The organism is Gordonia sp. UCD-TK1 (genome assembly GCF_001691435.1).
Classification (GTDB): Bacteria; Actinomycetota; Actinomycetes; order Mycobacteriales; family Mycobacteriaceae; genus Gordonia; species Gordonia hongkongensis.
Genome location: NZ_LZMP01000005.1, coordinates 20,892 through 39,436, shown reverse-complemented (window position 1 = coordinate 39,436; position 18,545 = coordinate 20,892). Strand labels below are relative to the sequence as shown.

The window sequence follows — 18,545 nt, the reverse complement described above, 5'->3', positions numbered from 1 at the left end:
TCAGACAGGAGCGAGAAGACCATGTACCTGGGTGCTCAGCTGTTCACCGACAGCGAGTACGAACAGCGCCTGACACGGGTCCGCGAACTCATGGACCGTCAGGGGCTCTCGGCCATCATCGTCACCGATCCAGCGAACATCTTCTATCTGATCGGCTACAACGCGTGGTCGTTCTACACCCCGCAGATGCTGTTCGTGCCGATCGACGGCGAGATGATCTTCTACGCCCGGGAGATGGATGCGCATGGCGCACATCGCACGTCGTGGTTGCCTGCCGACCAGATCGTCGGCTACCCGGAGAGTTACGTGCAGCGCCCACATCTGCACCCGTTCGACTGGGTCGCCTGGTCACTGCGACAGCGCCACCAGATCGCACCGGCGTCCAAGGCCGGCTCGGTGGGGCTGGAGATGGACTCGCATTTCTTCTCTCCCAAAGCCTATCGGGCGCTGTTCAACGCGATCCCGGAGTGGAAACTCGTCGACAACTTCGAACTCGTCAACTGGGTGCGGTCGGTGAAGTCCGACGCCGAGATTCAGCTGATGCGGCAAGCCGGGATGGTGTGCTCGGAGGCCATGCGCGCCGCCATCGACACCATCGACATCGGGGTCCGGCAATGCGATGCGGCCGCGGCCATCTCGCAGGCGCAGATCACGGGCACCCCGGAGTACGGCGGCGACTACCCGGCCATCGTCCCGATGATGCCCACCGGCGCGGCGGCCGACACCCCGCACCTCACCTGGCACCAGGGCACTTTCGTCGAGGACGAGGCGGTCGTCATCGAATTGACCGGTGCGCACAACCGATACCACTGTCCGCTTGCCCGGACGGTGTCCCTCGGCACCCCGAGCAAAGACCTGGACTACGTCGCCAAGGCAACCGCCGAGGGCCTGAACAACGTGCTGGAGGCCATCAAGCCGGGCGTGGCCACGCGCGAGCTCGCCTCGACGTGGAACTGGACACTTGCGAAGTACGGCCTCGAGAAACCCTCGCGCCTGGGCTATTCGATCGGCATCGGCTACCCGCCCGACTGGGGCGAGCGCACGATCAGCATCCGCAGCGAGGACGAGTCGGTACTGGAGACCAACATGACCTTCCACATCGTCTGCGGAATGTGGATGGACAACTACGGTTTCGAGCTGTCCGAGTCGGTCCGGGTCAGCCCGACCGGCGTCGAATGCTTCACCGACTTCCCGCGCGAACTGATCCAGAAGTAGCCACACAACCTGATCGACACCAGCACGACGACCACACAATCTGATCCCTTAGGTGCGAAACCAACACGACGACCACACAATCTGATCCCTGAGGTCCGAAACCAACACGAACGACCACACCACCTGATCCCTGAGGTCCGAAACCAACACGACGACCACACAATCTGATCCCTGAGGTGCGAGGAGCGCAAGCGACGAGCCACGAAGGGCTGCCGAGACGAGGTGAAGAAAGTGACCACAACCGAAACCGCCTATCAGACCCGACATTCGGCACCAACACTGCCGTTGGCGGGCCGCGCCAAGGACCTCGTCGGTTCGATGATCGACTCGTCGACCTCGCTGCTCGCCGCGCAGTCCCACGACATCGTGCGGTTCGCGATGGGCTCCCCCGCGGACGAGGCCGTACCGGCCGACGAGTTCCGTCAGATCGCCGGTGAGATCCTCGATCACACCTCATTCACCTACGGGGCCACGGAAGGCGAGCCCCGGCTGCTGCAACTGCTCGTCGACTATCTCGCCACGACCCCCGACCCGTCGTCCCTCGACCGGTTGGTCATCACCACCGGCGGGATGCAGGGACTCGACCTCGCCTGCAAGCTGTTCGTCGATCCCGGGGATCTGGTCATCGTCGAGTCCCCCACGTACACCAATGGCAGTGCGACTGCGCTGTCCTACGGCGCGCAGTTGCTCGAGGTTCCCGTCGACGACGACGGCATGCAGGTCGATCAGCTCGAAGCGCTCGTCGCACGCACCCGTCAGACGCCGAAAGCGATCTACACGATCCCGACATTCCAGAATCCCTCCGGCGTCACCATGTCCGAGGAGCGCCGCCGCGAACTGCTGCGGCTGGCGCACACCTGGGGGTCGGTCATCATCGACGACGACCCGTACGGGCTGTTGCGGTTCGCCGGCACCGACATCCCGACCTTCCAGACGCTCAGCCCCGGCGACCCGCTGATCTTCTCGGTGCGCACGTTCTCCAAGATCCTCGCGCCGGGCTGGCGTGTCGGCTGGGTCGACGCCGATCCCTCCCTACGCCAGCTGCTGATCAACGGCAAGCAGGCGATGGACACCTGCGCCAACGTGCCCAACCAGCACATCGTCGCCGAGTACATCGCCCGCGGCGGACTCGAGGACCATCTCGCCGGGATTCGCCTGCTGTACCGCGAGCGCAAAGAGGCCATGCTCGACGCCATCAGACGTCATCTCGGCGATCGGGTGGTGACCACGGACCCCGAGGGCGGCTTCTTCCTGTGGGTCACGTTGCGCGACGAGTTCGCCGAGATCGACACGCGAGAACTCTTCGAGGTCGCGCTCGCGGACGGGGTGGCGTTCATTCCCGGCCCCGCGCTGTCGCCCGGTGGACGCTTCCGCAACTCGATGCGTCTCTGCTTCGCGTCGAGCACCCCGGAACGGATCGACGAGGGTGTCCGACGTCTCACGGCCAGTCTTGAGAAGATGGCCGGGTGAGTCGTGAACCAGACCTGACCGCCGCCGAGACCGCGGTGCTCGGCTTCATCGACGAGGCCGCGATCACCTCGCTCACCTCGGCACTGGTCGAGACGCCCAGCGAGAACCCGGGCGGTACCGAGGAAGCCGCGGTCGACGTGCTCGAGAGTGCCTGCCGCGCGCTCGGTTTCGACGTCGTGACCCACGAAGTGGCACCGGGGCGGCCCAACCTCGTCGCCACCGTGCCTGCCGGCACCGGACCGGGACTGATGTTCCTCGGACATTCGGACGTGGTCCCGGCCGGTCCCGGCTGGTCAGCGGACCCGTACACGGTCCGCATCCGCGACGGCCGCATCTACGGCCGCGGTGCCACCGACATGAAAGGCGGACTCGCCGCCGTCGTCGCGGCGATGACCGCGCTACGCCGGGCCGCCGAGGTCGGGGTCGAACTCTCCGGACCGGTCCGCCTGGTGTGCACCGTCGACGAGGAGGAACACGGGACCGGGGTGCGGGACTTCGTGGGCCGCCCCGCCGACCTCGAGTTCCGCGGCTGCGTGGTCGCCGAACCCACCGACATGCAGGTGGTCCGGGGTTGCCGCGGTGCGTCGTACATCGAGGTCGAGGTGACCGGTCGCGCGGCTCATTCCGGACGTCCCACCGATGGTCGCAGCGCCATCGACGCCGCGGCCGCCGTCGTCGACATCATCCGCGCCGACGGTGAACGGCTGGCCGAGACGGCCGACGACCTGCTCGGTCACGGCACCTGGAATGTCGGCACCATCACAGGCGGACAGGGCATCTCGGTGGTGGCACCGGGTTGTTCGCTCGGCATCGACCGGCGCCTGATGCCCGATGAGGACCCGCACCGGATCGCCGACGATCTGCGAAGAGCGATCAGCGACAGAGGAATCGACACCGACGGCATCAGCGTCGACGTCCGGGTGACCATGGAGATGCCCGGTTTCGCGACGGAAGCCACGCACCCGCTCGTCACCACAGCGGTCGGTGCGGTCACCGATGCCGGGGCGGACACCTCGGTCGGCGGCTGGACTGCGGCCTGCGACGGTGGCTTCGTCAGCCGCGACCTCGGTGTCCCGTCGATCGTCCTCGGTCCGGGAAACATCAACACCGACGCCCACCAACCGGACGAGTCGGTGGCCATCGCCGACCTGGCCACCGCGGCGAAAGCCTACGCCCTCGCCGCGATGCGGCTGCTGGGCCCCTAGTTCACCTTCTGCTTCTGCAGACTCGTGAAATCGTTTTCCAGACTCGGGATCTCGGTACCGCGCAGCGAGGCGCCCGCGGTCTCCTTCAGGAAGACCAGGGCGACCATGCCGATGGCGCAGGCACCCATCATGTAGACCGCGGGGAACAGGCTCCAGTCGGTGCTCTCGACCACCGCATCGTTGACCAGCGGCGCGGTTCCGCCGAATGCCGCGGTCGCGACGTTGTAGGAGATCGCGAAACCGGCATAGCGGACCTGGGTCGGGAACATCGCCGGGAAGGTGGCCGAGATGGTCGCCAGCTGGGGGATGTACAGCACACCCAGGATGACGAATGCCACTATGGCCCAGGCGAATCCCTGCCCCATCAGCCAGTAGAGCGGCAGCGCGAGGACGAACAGGCCGATCAGCGAACCCCACCACATGGGTTTGCGGCCGGTCGAGTCCGACCACCATCCGAAGAACGGGATCAGCAGCATCATCACGAGCTGGCCGATGAGGTTGACGACGCTGGCCGAGGTCTCGGACAGATCGATGGTGTTCTGCAGGTAGGTCGGCTGGTAGGCCAGCAGGGTGTAGTTGGCCACGTTGAGCGCGATCACCAGACCGAACATGGTGATGATCGGACGCCGGTAGTTGACCAGCAGATCCTTGAACCGGGTCCAGGCCGAGCCCTTGATCTCGTTGTCCTGCTCGAGTTCCTGGAACACCGGCGTGTCTTCCATCTGCGACCGCAGGTACAGCCCGATCAGGCCCATCGGCAGCGCGAGCAGGAACGGGAYGCGCCATCCCCACTGATCCATCTGGCTGTCGGACAACGCCAATTGCAGCAGGAGGACGAAGAGTGTGCCGCCGCAGAAACCGGCCAGGGTGCCGAATTCGAGGAACGAGCCGTACTTTCCGCGCTTGTTGTCGGGCGCGTACTCGGCCATGAACGTTGCGGCACCACCGTATTCGCCGCCGGTCGAGAAACCCTGGATGACACGGAGCAGGATGAGCAGGACGGGCGCCCAGAACCCGATCGACGCATGCGTCGGCAACAGGCCGATCAGTGCGGTCGCGCCGGAGATGAGCAGGATCGTCATCGCCAGAACCGATTTGCGGCCGATGCGGTCGCCGATCGGTCCCCAGACCATACCGCCGAGGGGCCGCAAGACGAAGGAGATCGCGAAACCCAGCATGGTGCCGACGGTTCCGAACTCCCCCGGGAAAAACGCCTGCGTCAGGTAGACCGAGGCCGCGGCGTAGACGCCGTAGTCATACCACTCGGTCGCGTTGCCGATCGCCGAGGCGCCGATGGCCTTGCGGAGAAGTCTCTTGCCCTCTGGTGAGTTCGGGTCTGGTGCGAGCTGCTCGTAACTGTCTGCTGTCGTCGTGTCGCTCATCTGCGCTTCCTGAGTCGTGGGGCCGCTGAGGGTCGATCTTGTAGCTGCGATCGGTGGACCCGGGGCCGCGGGCGATCAGCCCCTCGCCACCTGCAGGTTCGCGGCGTCCTCGCCGTCCCCGAGCAGGCGACGCAACCCGTCGGCCATGTGCTCGATCATCAGAGCATCGGCCGCCGCGGCGTCTCCCGCGGCAATGGCGTCCACCAACGCCTGGTGTTCGTCGATCCGGTCCTTTCCCGAGGAGTACGTCCCTCGCATGGCTCGCAGACACATTCGCGTCTCCACGAGGATCGTCTCGTGCAACCGCGAAAGTCGTTGACTTCCGGCATATTCCACCAAGGTCTGGTGGAAGGCCATGTCGGCCTCGGCCATCCCCGCGCCGTTCGGCTCGTCGACGAACACGCGCATCGCGTCGACCGCGCCGCCCAGTGCCTCCACCGCCTCCTGCTCGCGGTGCGCGATCACCTGTTGCACAGCAGCGCGTTCCACCGCAGTGCGCGCGACGTACATGTCCCGGATGTCGTCCTCTTCCATCGAGACGACGAACAAGCCGCGGTTACGGTGGCTGACCAGCAGTCCTTCCGCGGTCAGGCGCTGCATGGCCTCGCGCAGCGGACCACGACTGACGCCCAGATCGGCCGCCAGCCCCGACTCCGTCAACTGCGAGCCGGGCGCGAAGTCCCCGTTTGCGATCGCATCGTGCAACTTACGCGCGATGATCGCCGGTGTCGATTCCTGAACCAGCGGCGACAGCACCCGCCGACGTGGCGATTTATCCTGTATCGCCTGGTCGACGACGGTTCGATTCGTCCCCGGGTCCTGTGGACCCGGCGTCTTCGCCCCCACCTTCATGGTCACCGTCATTCCCTCTTTCTTACCGTGAATGGCGCGCGTAAGTCAGTGTTTCCCCGCGCGCGCCGCCCATCCAGACGTCATTGCAGGCTGCGGCGAAGTCGTCCAGACCCTCGATGATCGTGGCGAACACATTGCCCGGCACCCATCCGACGTCACCGTTGACCAGCAGATTGTTGCGGCCGTAGAACACTGCGAGGTCGATGAGGAGCCGGTGCTCGGCGGGGGCCGAGCCGAGCTCGTAGCCATACGCCGGGTTCTCGAGCACCCCGTCGAAGGTGAAGTAACACAGGTCGCCCGGGATGGGCGTGATGGTGGTGTTCTCCATGCCCGGTTCGGCCGTGGAGAAGGCCGGCAGTAGGGTGTAGATCTCGTTGCGGGCGAACTTTCCGTGAAACACCTGACCGCCCAGCGGCAATGCGTCCCAGACCGCAGCTGCGGTGCGAGGCGCCTCGGCATCGAGCATCCGGGCGACCGCCGTGACCCCGCGCTTCTCCAATGTCACGGTGATGAACCGGTCATGTCGGGCCGCGGGGCCGGTTCGCTGTTCGTCGGTCACGCGCGGTCTCCCAACATCGTGAAGCCGGCGGCCGCCTCGTACGCTGCCGCGACGCGCAACACCGTCGCGTCGTGATGCCGGGCGCCGACGAACTGTGCGCCGGTCGGCAGACCATCGGCGAATCCACTCGGCACGGTGATCGCCGGCTGACCGGTGAGATTGAACGGGTAGCTGTAGGGAGTCCAGGATGTCCAGTCGGGCGACCCCACCCCGTCCGGGACGATACGACCGGCCTCGAACGCCACCGTCGGCATCGACGGCGTCAGCAGGACGTCGAATTCCTCATGGAGCAGGCTCATCTGGGTACCCATCTCCATCCGTAGCGCGGTTGCGCTGACGAAATCGGTTGCAGTGAAACCGGAATGCCGTTCCACCGCGTCGATCAGCAGCGGGTCCACGTGTTCGGCCGCGTGCGGTCCGAGCCCGCGGACAACGACGTCGGCACCCGCGAACCAGATGACGTGGTAGGCCCAGGCCGGGTCCTCCCATCCGAGATCGACCTTCTCCACGGTCGCCCCGAGCTGTTCCAGTACCGACGCCACCCGGTCGGTGTTGGCCTGTACGCCTGGGTCGTTGGTGCCGAAGCCGAGATCGGCGCTGTAGCCGACACGCAGATCGGCGAGGTCGCGAACGTCGGCGACCGCGGTGACCGCACTGGTTGTCGGCGACGGCAGTGCGGACCAGTCACGGGGATCGAACCCGCTCAGGACATCCAGCAGCGCAGCGCAATCCGACACCGTCCGCGTCATCGGACCGACGTGGGCCACCGGCGCGAACGGGCTCGGCGGATACATGGGCACCCGGCCGAGTGTCGGCTTGAACCCGACGACGCCGCAGTAGGCGGCCGGTATCCGGATGGAACCGCCACCATCGGTGCCGACCGACAGCGGACCCAAGCCGGCCGCGAGCGCCGCGGCACTGCCTCCGCTCGACCCGCCCGACGTACGCGAGGTGTCCCACGGATTGCGGGTGACGCCCGTGCGCGGACTGTCGGTGACGCCTTTCCATCCGAATTCCGGTGTGGTGACCTTTCCGAGCAGGACCGCACCAGCCTCACGCAGACGTGCCACCGCGGGAGCGTCGATGTCCCACACCATCTGATCGGGCTCGATCATCAGCGAGCCGCGCAACGTCGGCCATCCGGCGGTCAGCAACAGGTCCTTGATCGAGACCGGAACGCCGTCGAGCGGGCCACGGGGTGTCCCGGCGGCGAATCGCTCAGTGGACTCCCGGGCCTCGGCGCACGTGCGTTCGCGGTCGATGAGGCAGAACGCATTGATGGACGGGTCGACTTCGTCAATGGCGTCGAGCAGTTCCGCCGCCACCGAATCCGGCGTCAGCTCGCCGGTACGGTAGGCCTCGGCCAGTTCCGTGGCGCTGAGCCACCGCGTGGCGTCCGTCATGCGCCCCCTCGGAAGATTGGTAGATTGTTGACAATCTACCTTGGAGGTGTGGGCGTGACAACCACCGTCGCAATGCTCTACCCCGGCCACGCAGCCGAGGACGATTTCGAACTGATCGAGGCCGCGATCGGCGCTGCCGAGCCCCACTCCGAGGTCCGATTGCCGGTCGTGATCACCGAGGTGGACTCCGACGACCACACCGTCGAGGCCATGGCTGCGGTCGGCGAGCAGGACCGCCTCTTCGACGGCGTGCGGCGAGCGCAGGCCCACCACCCATCGGCGCTGATGTGGGCGTGCACCTCGGGCAGCTTCGTCTACGGTTTCGACGGTGCCCGACGCCAGGCCGCCGAGGTCGCCGACAAGTCCGGCCGTCCGTCGTCGTCGACGTCACTGGCCTTCGTCGCGGCCTGCCGGCATCTCGGTCTGTCACGGGTCGCGATCGCCGCCACCTATCCGGAACCACTGGCTAGTCGCTTCACCGGGTTCCTCGCCGACGCGGGTGTCGAGGTGGTGGCCCTGCGCGCCAACGACATCGGGACGGCGACCGAGGCCGGGATGTTCGACGGCGACGGACTGTTCGAGATGCTGTCGGTCGCCGATTCCGACTCGGCACAGGCAATCCTGGTCCCCGACACCGCGTTACACACCGCGATGTGGGTCGTCGACCTCGAGGCCAAGTTCGGCAAACCCGTGCTGACCGCGAATCAGGTCACCGCGTGGGAGGGGCTCCGACTCACCGGGCTCACGGTCGACGTTCCCCGACTCGGGAGCTTGTTCACCTCTCCGCCCGGCCCACTCGCTGGTTGAGGGGTGTCCCCACCCGCTGGTTGAGGGTGTCCCCACCCGCTGGTTGAGCCGGCCCCGAGCGGAGCGAAGCGCCGAGTCGAAACCACTCACCGGTCTCGTCAGAGTGTGTCCCCTACCCCTTGGTTGAGGGATGCCCCTACCCGCTGGTTGAGGGGTGTCCCCGCCCGCTGGTTGAGCCGGCCCCGAGCGGAGCGAGGCGCCGTGTCGAAACCACCTGGTAACCAGACAAACCCATATGGATCTCGGCCCTTATTCGACCAACCCGATAGCGCCGCAAGTGCGTACGTCGAGTCGATGTCGTCGCGGAGGCGTAGCCAGGCGTGCTGGCGTGTCACGCCGGCAGGCCGAAATCCTGAGACAGTCCGGAATGACGCCGGCCTGATTGTCGGCAGTTGAGTTTCTCGGGTCACCAGGTGGTTTCGACACGGCGACTCGCCTAGCGGCTCGTTGCCGGCTCAACCAGCGGAGGGGGGGTGCCGCCTCAACCAGCGGAGGGGGGGTGCCGGCTCAACCAGCGGAGGGAGGTGCCGGCTCAACCAGCGGAGGGAGGTGCCGGCTCAACCAGCGGAGGGAGGTGCCGGCTCAACCAGCGGAGGGAGCTGCCGGCTCAACCAGCGGAGGGGGGTGCCGCCTCAACCAGCGGGACGTGCCGGCTCAACCAGCGGAGGGAGGGCTCCTCGACCTCGACGCGCTGTCAACAATCGGCGCACGGTCGACGGGTCAGTCGATGACCGCTTTCGCGACGGTGATGCAGGTGGTGATCCACTCCCGGTCGGCCGGTCGGAGCGGGCGCGATGCGCGGTCGGCGTCCTCGATCGCCCAGTGCGCGTTGAGGATCATCCGGACGATGACCCAGTCGCGGGCCCGGTCCGGATCGAGGTCCGCCGCATCGGTGATGGAGTAGAAGCGGCGGCGGATGTCGTACCGGACGTCGGACACGCGCGGGCCGAGGCGATTCCACAGCATGGGGGCGAGTTCGTAGTGCGCATCCCCCGACATCGGGCTGGGGTCGATGGCGACCCATCGGCCGTCGGCATCGGCGAGGACGTTCTCGTGGTGCAGGTCGCCGTGCACGATGACACCCACGGTGGCCGTGTCGGCCAGGAAGTCCCGGCCGACCGACAGCGCCTGCTCGACGAACCGTCGCGGTACCGGGGCGTCCCCCGGGATGCCGGCCAGGTTGTCCAGCCAGCGCTCGAGGTGGGTGGTGAGGAGCGCCAGCCGCCCCGGCGCGGGGACGTGCAACCGGCCGTAGATCCCGGCAACCACCCGGCATGCTTCGTCATCGTCGACGGTGGTCAGATCGCGTCGCGTCAGTCGTTCGAGGAGGATCGCGCGACGACGCGGATCGGCGCGCAACATGCGTACCGCTCCGCGACCGTGCCAATGTTGCAGTCCCAGTGCCTCTTGCGCACCTTCGTCGTCACCGTCGAACGCCACCTTGAGGACCGCCCGCGCACCCTGCCGATCGAGCACGGGAACGACGAGTGACTCGAACCCGTGCCACAACTCGTCGCCGTCACGACGCAATCCCCGCTCGTCCAGGAGCGCCGAGACCGCGCCCGGTAGACGCGACAGCCAGTCCACCCACAGCGGACCGAGCGCGGCCTGCTCCGACAGACCGACCGGGATCTCCGACGCCGTGATCACAGTGCGCCGCGGACGAACCGGTAGCCCATTCCGGCCTCGGTCAGGAGGTGCTGCGGGTGCGCCGGGTCCTCCTCGAGTTTGCGTCGAAGACTCGCCAGGTAGACGCGCAGGTAGTTGCTCTGCCCCAGGTACCCCGGGCCCCACACCGTGGTCAGGATGTCACTCTGCGACACCAGTTTTCCCTCTTGACGCACCAGCATCTCCAGGATGCCCCACTCGGTCGGCGTCAGGTGGACCGGAACCTCCCCGCGCGTCACCTGTTTGGCGGCCAGATCCACGACGAAGGCACCCGCGTCCACGACCGGTGCTTCCGACGTCGCGTTCGACACGGCTCCGCGCCGTAGCGCAGCTCGCAGCCGGGCCAGGAACTCCTCCATGCCAAAGGGTTTGGTGACGTAGTCGTCGGCCCCCGAGTCCAGCGCGACGACCTTGTCGGCAGCGTCGGTGCGCGCCGACAGGACGATGACGGGCACCGTCGTCCATCCGCGCAGTCCCTCGAGAACCGTCAGACCGTCGATGTCGGGCAGGCCGAGATCGAGCACCACGACGTGCGGGTTCTCCCGCGCGGCCGCTGTCAGCGCGGCGGCCCCGGTCGCCGCGGTCGTCACCGCGAAGCCACGCGCGTTGAGGTTGATCCGTAAGGCTCGCAACAACTGCGGTTCGTCGTCGACGACCAGGACCCGCGTCTTCTCGGCGCTCATCGAGTCGGCACTTCGGTCTCGGCGTGCGTATCCTCGTCGGTCGCGGGCAGGTCGACGACCGTCGTGGCGCCACCGCCCGGCGTGTCCTCGACGCTCAGCACGCCCCCGATTGCCGTGACGAATCCCCGCGCCACCGACAGCCCCAGGCCCACCCCCGACGACGCGCCGCTGGTGTCGCCATTCTGGTGGAAGGGTACGAAGATCTGGTCTCGATCCACCATCGGGAGACCGGTTCCGTGGTCAACGACCCGGATCACGCATCGGGGCGGGTCGGCGGGGGTCAACCGGGCGGTGATCTCGACCTGCCCGCCGCCGTGTCGGCGCGCGTTGTCGATGAGGTTCGCCAGCGCACGCTCCAGCAGTCCGGGATCGGTATACGCCCAAGCATGTTCGAGATCGAAGACCGGGCCCGGTTGTCGGTCGGGTCGCCCCGCCGTCACCGCGGCGCGATGCACGACCTCGGGGAGGAAGGTCCGCTGCCGCTGCGGCCGGACCGCCCCTGCCGCGAGCCGCGAGGAGTCCAGCAGGTTCCCCACCAGCGAGGTGAGGTGGTCGACCGACTCGTCGACGGTCGCCAGCAGTTCCGCGGTGTCCTCGTCGCTGAAGGTGACGTCGTCACTGCGCAGGCTCGACACCGCCGCCTTCGCCGCGGCCAACGGCGTCCGCAGGTCGTGTCCGACCGCCGACAGCAGGGCCCGCCGTAGCTCGTCGGTGCGCGCGAGCGCGTCGGCCGTCGCCGCCTCGGCTTCGAGGGCGTGACGCTGCACGGCGCCCGCCGCCTGCCCGGCCACGGCCGACAGGACGCGACGATCCCGCGCCCCGAGCTTCGGCCCGCGCAGGAGCAGTTCGAACTCGTCACCCGGCACGACGCAGACGGTGTCGGCGTCCTCCGGGGTCGTCGGCGGTGAGTCGCCCACCGCGGCCTCGACCGTCCGGCCGACCCGCGAGGTCCGCCGCACCACCGACACGGCCGACTGATCGTAGGTCTCCCGGAACCGATCCAGCAGCACCGGGACGTCGGCGCCGCCGAGCACGACGCTGGAGAACAGCGCGAGCAGTTCGGCCTCGCGGGCGGCGTCCTGCGCCTGAGCACGTCGAACGGTAGCCGAATCCACCAGCGCGGCAACCGCGACCGCGATCAACAACATCACCAGGATGGTGATCAGATTGTCGGGTTGGCTGATCGTGAACGTGAATCTCGGATCGGTGAAGAAGTAGTTCAGGAGCAGCCCCGAGATGACCGCCGACAACGCGGCCGGCAGGATGCCACCGAGCATCGACACCGCCAGCACCGCAACGAAGTACAGCGCCGATTGGCTCGCGAAACCGAGCCACGGGTCGAGCAGCTGGAGCACCCCGGTCACGAGGGCCGGAACCAGCACCGCGAAGACCCAGCTCAGCGGCCGATGGAAGCGGGTGTCCCGAATGTCGAGTCGAGACCGGCGCGAGGTCTCGTCGTGGGTCACCATGTGCACGTCGATGCGCCCGCTCTCGCTCACCACGGCGGCGCCGACGCCCTCGTCGAAGATCCGCTGCCATCGCGGTCGGCGCGAGGTGCCGAGTACGAGCTGGGTGGCGTTGACGCCACGTGCGAAGTCCAGCAGCGTGTCCGGGATGTCGTCGCCGACGACGGTGTGGATTCGCGCCCCGAATCCCGTCGCGAGCTCCTTGAGTGCGGCGAGGTCCACGCCCGCACCGGTCAGCCCATCGCCCCGGACCACATGGACGGCCAGCAGTTCGGCGCTCGACCGCGATGCGATCCGGCTCGCGCGTCGGAGCAGGGTAGGCGATTCGGCGCCACCGGTGACGGCCACCACGACCCGTTCACGCGCTTCCCAGGTCTCGGTGATGGAGTGCGCCGCACGATAATCCGCGAGCTTGTCGTCGACCTGGTCGGCGAGCCACAACAGCGCGAGCTCGCGCAGCGCGGTGAGGTTGCCCTGCCGGAAGTAGTTGGCCAGGGCACCGTCGACCCGCCCGTTCGGATAGACCTTGCCCGCGGACAGGCGCTGGAGCAACGCTTGCGGATCGATGTCGACGAGTTCGATCTCGTCGGCACCGCGCACGATGTCGTCGGGCACGGTCTCCCGTTGCACCACTCCGGTGATCTGGGCGACGACGTCGTTCAGACTCTCCAGATGCTGGATGTTGATCGTCGAGTAGACGTCGATCCCCGCGGCGAGCAACTCTTCGATGTCCTCCCACCGCTTGCGGTTTCGGAGCCCGGGGACATTCGTGTGGGCGAGCTCGTCGACCAGCACCACCTGCGGCCGGCGAGCCAGCACCGCGTCGAGGTCCATGTCCTCCAACGGTGTCCCGCGGTAGGGGCGCCTGGTGCGCGGGACGACTTCCACACCTTCCGCGAGAGCGGCAGTCGCGACCCGACCGTGGGATTCGACGACCCCGATCACGACGTCCGTGCCCTCGTCGACAAGGGTTCTGGCCTGCGCGAGCATCTCGTAGGTCTTGCCGACGCCGGGCGCACAACCGAGGAACACCCGCAGTTTGCCGCGACCATCGTGGTGCCCGGTCGCCGCTGACGTCATCGGCCGAGTCTAACCGCGCTCACGGGGCGCGACAGCCGGGCGGCGCGTGCCCCAGCGCGAGGTTCACCTCGAGGACGTTCACGCGGGGCTCACCGAGGAATCCGAACTGTCTGCCCTCGGTGTGCGCGTCGATGACCGCCTCGATCTCCGCGGGTGACCGACGGTTCTCGCGCGCGAGCCGGGCGACCTGTAGCCCGGCATAGGCGGGACTGATGTGCGGGTCGAGTCCCGACGCCGACCCGGTCACCGCGTCGGCGGGCACCTGCGCGGGTGTCACTCCCTCCCGTGCGGCGATCAGCGCGCGACGCGCGGTGACGTTGGTCAGCAGGGCCTCGCTGTTGGGCCCCTGATTGGTCGCCGCGGACGCTGCCGGGTCCCCGGTCGCCATCGGCTCACCCGGGGCGCCCACGACCCGAGCATGCAGATACGGATCGGGCGCACCCGCTTCGACCTGCGGGTCGACACCGATCAGCGTCGAGCCGACCGCACATCCCGCGGTATCGAACACCCGCGAGCCCTCCGCCCCGTCGGTGTTCACCCGCGAGATCGCCCACACGGCAGCCGGATAGGCGAGGCCCAGGATCAGCGTGAGACCGAGGATCATGCCCGCGGCGGCGACGCATTGCCGGACGAAGCCGGACCAGACTGTGTTCATGACGTCATCCCATTCCCGGAAGAAGACGAACGAGGAGATCGATCAGCCAGATGCCGACGAACGGCGTGACCACCCCACCGATTCCGTAGACGAGTAGGTTGCGGCCCAACAACTTCGACGCCGAGTCCGGCCGGTAGCGCACGCCGCGCAACGACAGCGGGATGAGCGCCACGATGATCAGTGCGTTGAAGATCACCGCGGACACGATCGCCGACTGCGCCGAATGCAGGCCCATGATGTTCAGGGCGTCGAGTTGTGGATAGACGGCGGTGAACATCGCGGGCAGGATCGCGAAGTACTTCGCGAGGTCGTTGGCGAGCGAGAACGTCGTCAGGGCACCTCGGGTGATCAGCAACTGCTTGCCGATGCCGACGACCTCGATGAGTTTCGTCGGGTCGGAGTCGAGATCCACCATGTTGCCGGCTTCCTTGGCCGCCGATGTCCCGGTGTTCATCGCCAGCCCCACGTCGGCCTGCGCCAGCGCCGGTGCATCGTTGGTACCGTCGCCGGTCATCGCGACCAGACGCCCGGCGGCCTGCTCCGAGCGGATGAGATCCAGCTTCTGCTCGGGTGTGGCCTCGGCGACGAAGTCGTCGACACCGGCCTCGGTCGCGATGGCCCGGGCGGTGAGCGGGTTGTCGCCGGTGACCATCACGGTGCGGATGCCCATCGCGCGGAGCTGCGCGAACCGCGCTGTCATGCCGGGCTTCACCACGTCGGACAAGGCGATCACGCCCATGACCCGGGCCGGTTGCCCGTGGGCACGGACGCCGACCACCAGGGGTGTGCCACCCGCCGACGAGATCCGTTCCACGTCGGCGGCGACCGTGTCGTCGACAACGCCATTCCCGGCCGTGACCCACCGGGTGACCGCATCGGCGGCGCCCTTGCGGTATTCGACCGTGGCCCCGCCGTTTGTCACACCATCGGCCCGGGAGTCCACGCCGCTCATCCGGGTCTGCGCGGTGAACGGGATGATCGTGTCGCTGACCGGACGGTCTGGGCCCGTCTCCACGTCGGCGGCCACCCCGTACGCGGTCCGGCAGAGGTCGACGATGCTTCGTCCCTCGGGAGTGTCGTCGGCAAGGCTGCACCGGTGGGCGATCCGTGCCAGTTCCTCGACGGACACTCCCGGTGCCGGGAACAGGTCGGTGGCACGACGATTGCCGTAGGTGATCGTCCCGGTCTTGTCCATCAGCAGGGTGTCGATGTCGCCGGCCGCCTCGACCGCGCGCCCCGACATGGCCAGGACGTTGCGCTGCACCAGCCGATCCATGCCGGCGATGCCGATCGAACTGAGCAACGCGCCGATGGTCGTCGGAATCAGGCACACCAGCAACGCGATCAGCTTCACCGGATCGGGCGACTGCCCGGCGTACTCCTGCATCGGCCCGACGGCGACCACCGCGAGCAGGAAGATCACCGTCAGGCTCGTCAGCAGGATGTCCAGCGCGATCTCGTTGGGGGTCTTCTTGCGGGCGGCACCTTCGACGAGCGCGATCATCCGGTCGACGAAGGTCTCGCCCGGCGCCGTGGTGATCCGAACGACGATGCGGTCGGAGAGCACCACGGTTCCGCCGGTGACCGCCGAGCGATCGCCACCGGATTCGCGGACGACCGGCGCCGACTCACCGGTGATCGCCGACTCGTCCACGGTGGCGATCCCGTCGACGACGTCGCCGTCACCGGCGATGACCTCGCCCGCTTCGACCACGACGAGGTCGCCGATCCGCAGGTCGCTGCCGGCGACCTCCTGGGTCGCCCCGACCCCGGCGACGTCGTCGTCGACAATGAGCCGACGGGCGACGGTGTCCCGCTTCACCTTTCGAAGGCTGTCGGCCTGCGCCCGGCCGCGTCCCTCGGCGACGGCTTCGGCGAGGTTGGCGAACAGGACGGTGAACCACAGCCAGGCGGCGACGGTCCAGCTGAACCAGGACGGCCGCAGCACCGCGAGCGCGGTGGTCACCACCGCGCCGAGGAACACGACGAACATCACCGGGTTCCGGGCCTGATCGGGCGGGCTGAGCTTCCGCAGTGCCAGCGGCATCGACGTCACCAGCGAACGCCCGTCGAAGGCGCCGCGCGACACCAGTGTCGGCTCGGGGTCGGTGGGATCCACGACGCTCGTCTTGTCGGGATCGTCGGTGGTGACGAGTTGTGTGGTCACAGCAGTGCCTCGGCAATCGGTCCCAGCGCCATGGCCGGGAAGAAGGTGAGACCGGCGACGAGCACGATGGTCGCGGTCAGGAGGAATCCGAACAGGAGTCCGGAGGTGGGCAGGGTCGAACGCGTCTCCGCCGCAACGTCATCGGTGGCGGTGTCGGCAGGGACGGTGAGAACCGCGGTCGACGCGCCGCCGACTCGGTCCCCGGTGGCGGCCGACGGTCGCGCGGGGTCCCCGGACCGGGCGTCACCACCGCGTGGCGTCTGCCGGGCGAGCAGCCCGGCCAGCGCGAGCACCAGCACGATGGGCAGGAAACGGCCCAAGAGCATGGCCATGCCGAGCGAGGTCTGGAACCAGTCACCGGTCACCGTGAGTCCGCCGAACGCACTGCCGTTGTTGTTCGCCGCCGACGCGTACGCGTACAGGACTTCGCTGAACCCGTGGATCGAGCCCGGAGTGCCCGGCTCTCCGCTGTTGCCCTGCGCCTGCGTCGTCGATCCCAGGATCATGGAGATCCCGGTGCCGATCAGCACGAGCGCCGGCATCACCAGCACGTACAGCGCGGCCATGGTGATCTCGTGCTGTCCGATGCGTTTACCGAGGAAGGTGGGCGAGCGCCCGACGAGCAGACCACCGATGAAGACGGTGATCATCGCCATCACGAGGATGCCGTACAGACCCGATCCCACACCGCCGGGTGCGACCTCACCGAGCAGCATGTTCCACAGGACGGCGCCGCCGCCGACCGCCGAGAAACTGTCGTGCGCGGAGTTCACCGCGCCGGTCGACGTGCCGGTCGTCGACACCGCGAACAGCGCCGATCCGGGGATCCCGAACCGGACCTCCTTGCCTTCCATCATCGCCCCGGCAGCCGCGGAAGCGGCCCCGGCGGTGCGGCTCTCGAAGACCCATACGAGCGTGAGCATCAGCGACCAGATCGCGGCCATCACGGCCAGCAGCGTCAGTCCCTGCCGGCGGTCGCCGACGAGTGTTCCGTAAGTGCGCGTCAGGCAGACCGGGATCAACAGGAGTGCGGCGATCTCCAACAGGTTCGACAGCGGCGTCGGGTTGGAGAACGGGTGTGCCGAGTTCGCCGACAGTGTCCCGCCACCGTTGGTGCCGAGTTCCTTGATGGCCTCCTGCGAGGCGAACGGGCCGAGCATGCTCCGCGCGTCGGCACCGTCGAGGGTGGTCCACCCGAACCCGGTGTGCCAGGACTGCACCAGCCCCTGGGTGATCAGCAGTGTCGCGAGGACGAGGCTGAGCGGCAACAGGATTCGGACCGATCCGCGCACCAGGTCCACCCAGAAGTTCCCGATCTCGCCGGTTCCGCGGCGGCTCACGATCCCGCGGATGACCGCGATCGCGACCGCCAGACCCACCGCTGCCGAGACGAAGTTCTGGACGGCGAGGCCGAGCATCTGTGTCAGGTTGCTCATCACCACTTCGGGCGAGAAGGACTGCCAGTTGGTGTTGCTGACGAAGGAGATCGCGGTGTTGAACGCCATCGACGGGGCCACACCGGACTTTCCGTCGGACCACGGCAACACCCCCTGCAGACGCTGCAGCAGGTAGACGACGAGGAACGAGATCAGCGAAAAGGCCAGCACCGCAAGGGCGTAACCCACCCAGGTCTGCTGGCGGCGCGAATCGACCCGCGCCATCCGGTAGAGGACGCGCTCGACGCGCAGGTCCTTGTCGCTGCTGTACACCCGCGCCATGTGATCGCCCAACGGGATGTAGGCGACGGCGAGGATGACGACGAGCGCGGCCACCTGGAGCAGTCCCGCAACAGTTGGGTTCACGGCGTCAGAACCTCTCCGGGAACATCAGCGCGACGAGCAGGAACACCACGGTCGCGGCTGCGAGCGCCAGCAGCACGACGTTGGTCACCCCGTCGGCGGTCACGACTTGGTCCTGACATCGAGGGCTCGCA

Annotated in this window: 15 protein-coding genes; 4 read left to right on the top strand and 11 right to left on the bottom strand. The window is 67.7% G+C overall.

Annotated features, from left to right (window positions below; translation table 11 throughout):
- The first annotated feature begins 21 nt into the window (after nt 1-21).
- The 3 genes from A9310_RS04490 (at nt 22) to A9310_RS04480 (ending at nt 3,890) form a co-directional block, all read left to right on the top strand.
- A complete protein-coding gene (locus A9310_RS04490; protein ID WP_058249840.1) occupies nt 22-1,215 on the top strand; it encodes a M24 family metallopeptidase in 1,194 nt (397 codons plus the stop codon).
- A 231-nt stretch (nt 1,216-1,446) separates the two neighbouring features.
- Nucleotides 1,447-2,685, top strand: coding sequence for a PLP-dependent aminotransferase family protein (locus tag A9310_RS04485; RefSeq protein WP_065629625.1), 1,239 nt, complete (start codon nt 1,447-1,449; stop codon nt 2,683-2,685).
- Nucleotides 2,682-3,890 (top strand): M20 family metallopeptidase, encoded by a 1,209-nt coding sequence (locus A9310_RS04480; RefSeq protein WP_065629555.1) that lies wholly within the window; start codon nt 2,682-2,684, stop codon nt 3,888-3,890. The genes A9310_RS04485 and A9310_RS04480 overlap by 4 nt, the downstream gene beginning before the upstream one ends.
- On the opposite strand, the gene A9310_RS04475 is transcribed toward A9310_RS04480, so the two are convergent.
- The 4 genes from A9310_RS04475 to A9310_RS04460 form a co-directional block, all read right to left on the bottom strand.
- Complete coding sequence (locus A9310_RS04475) at nt 3,887-5,272, bottom strand: MFS transporter (protein WP_065629554.1); 1,386 nt, start codon at nt 5,270-5,272, stop codon at nt 3,887-3,889. The genes A9310_RS04480 and A9310_RS04475 overlap by 4 nt on opposite strands.
- 75 nt (nt 5,273-5,347) lie before the next feature.
- Nucleotides 5,348-6,136 (bottom strand): GntR family transcriptional regulator, encoded by a 789-nt coding sequence (locus tag A9310_RS04470; protein ID WP_065629553.1) that lies wholly within the window; start codon nt 6,134-6,136, stop codon nt 5,348-5,350.
- 10 nt (nt 6,137-6,146) lie between these two features.
- Entirely contained in the window at nt 6,147-6,683 is a 537-nt protein-coding gene (locus tag A9310_RS04465; protein ID WP_065629552.1) for a DUF3830 family protein, read from the bottom strand.
- Nucleotides 6,680-8,086 (bottom strand): amidase, encoded by a 1,407-nt coding sequence (locus tag A9310_RS04460; protein ID WP_065629551.1) that lies wholly within the window; start codon nt 8,084-8,086, stop codon nt 6,680-6,682. Before A9310_RS04460 ends, A9310_RS04465 begins: the two co-directional genes overlap by 4 nt.
- 54 nt (nt 8,087-8,140) lie before the next feature.
- On the opposite strand from A9310_RS04460, the gene A9310_RS04455 reads away from it, so the two are divergent.
- A complete protein-coding gene (locus A9310_RS04455; RefSeq protein WP_065629624.1) occupies nt 8,141-8,893 on the top strand; it encodes a maleate cis-trans isomerase in 753 nt (250 codons plus the stop codon).
- A gap of 720 nt (nt 8,894-9,613) precedes the next feature.
- Here A9310_RS04455 and A9310_RS04450 read toward each other — a convergent pair.
- The 7 genes from A9310_RS04450 to A9310_RS04420 are packed head-to-tail and all read right to left on the bottom strand — an operon-like array spanning nt 9,614 to nt 18,517.
- Nucleotides 9,614-10,543: an aminoglycoside phosphotransferase family protein gene (locus tag A9310_RS04450; protein WP_065629550.1), complete on the bottom strand. Its 930-nt coding sequence runs from the start codon at nt 10,541-10,543 to the stop codon at nt 9,614-9,616.
- Nucleotides 10,540-11,244 (bottom strand): response regulator, encoded by a 705-nt coding sequence (locus tag A9310_RS04445; protein ID WP_065629549.1) that lies wholly within the window; start codon nt 11,242-11,244, stop codon nt 10,540-10,542. The genes A9310_RS04450 and A9310_RS04445 overlap by 4 nt, the downstream gene beginning before the upstream one ends.
- Nucleotides 11,241-13,790, bottom strand: a complete 2,550-nt coding sequence (locus A9310_RS04440) for a sensor histidine kinase KdpD (protein WP_065629548.1) — start codon at nt 13,788-13,790, stop codon at nt 11,241-11,243. Before A9310_RS04440 ends, A9310_RS04445 begins: the two co-directional genes overlap by 4 nt.
- Before the next feature lie 19 nt (nt 13,791-13,809).
- Nucleotides 13,810-14,445 (bottom strand): potassium-transporting ATPase subunit C, encoded by a 636-nt coding sequence (locus A9310_RS04435; RefSeq protein WP_065629547.1) that lies wholly within the window; start codon nt 14,443-14,445, stop codon nt 13,810-13,812.
- Nucleotides 14,446-14,449: 4 nt separating this feature from the next.
- A complete protein-coding gene (gene kdpB / locus A9310_RS04430) occupies nt 14,450-16,564 on the bottom strand; it encodes a potassium-transporting ATPase subunit KdpB (RefSeq protein ID WP_065629623.1) in 2,115 nt (704 codons plus the stop codon).
- A 44-nt stretch (nt 16,565-16,608) separates the two neighbouring features.
- Complete coding sequence (gene kdpA / locus A9310_RS04425; protein WP_065629546.1) at nt 16,609-18,414, bottom strand: potassium-transporting ATPase subunit KdpA; 1,806 nt, start codon at nt 18,412-18,414, stop codon at nt 16,609-16,611.
- A gap of 4 nt (nt 18,415-18,418) precedes the next feature.
- The gene (locus tag A9310_RS04420) at nt 18,419-18,517 is read right to left on the bottom strand and encodes a potassium-transporting ATPase subunit F (protein WP_083207256.1); all 99 of its coding nucleotides are present in this window, start codon (nt 18,515-18,517) and stop codon (nt 18,419-18,421) included.
- Between the last annotated feature and the right edge of the window lie 28 nt (nt 18,518-18,545).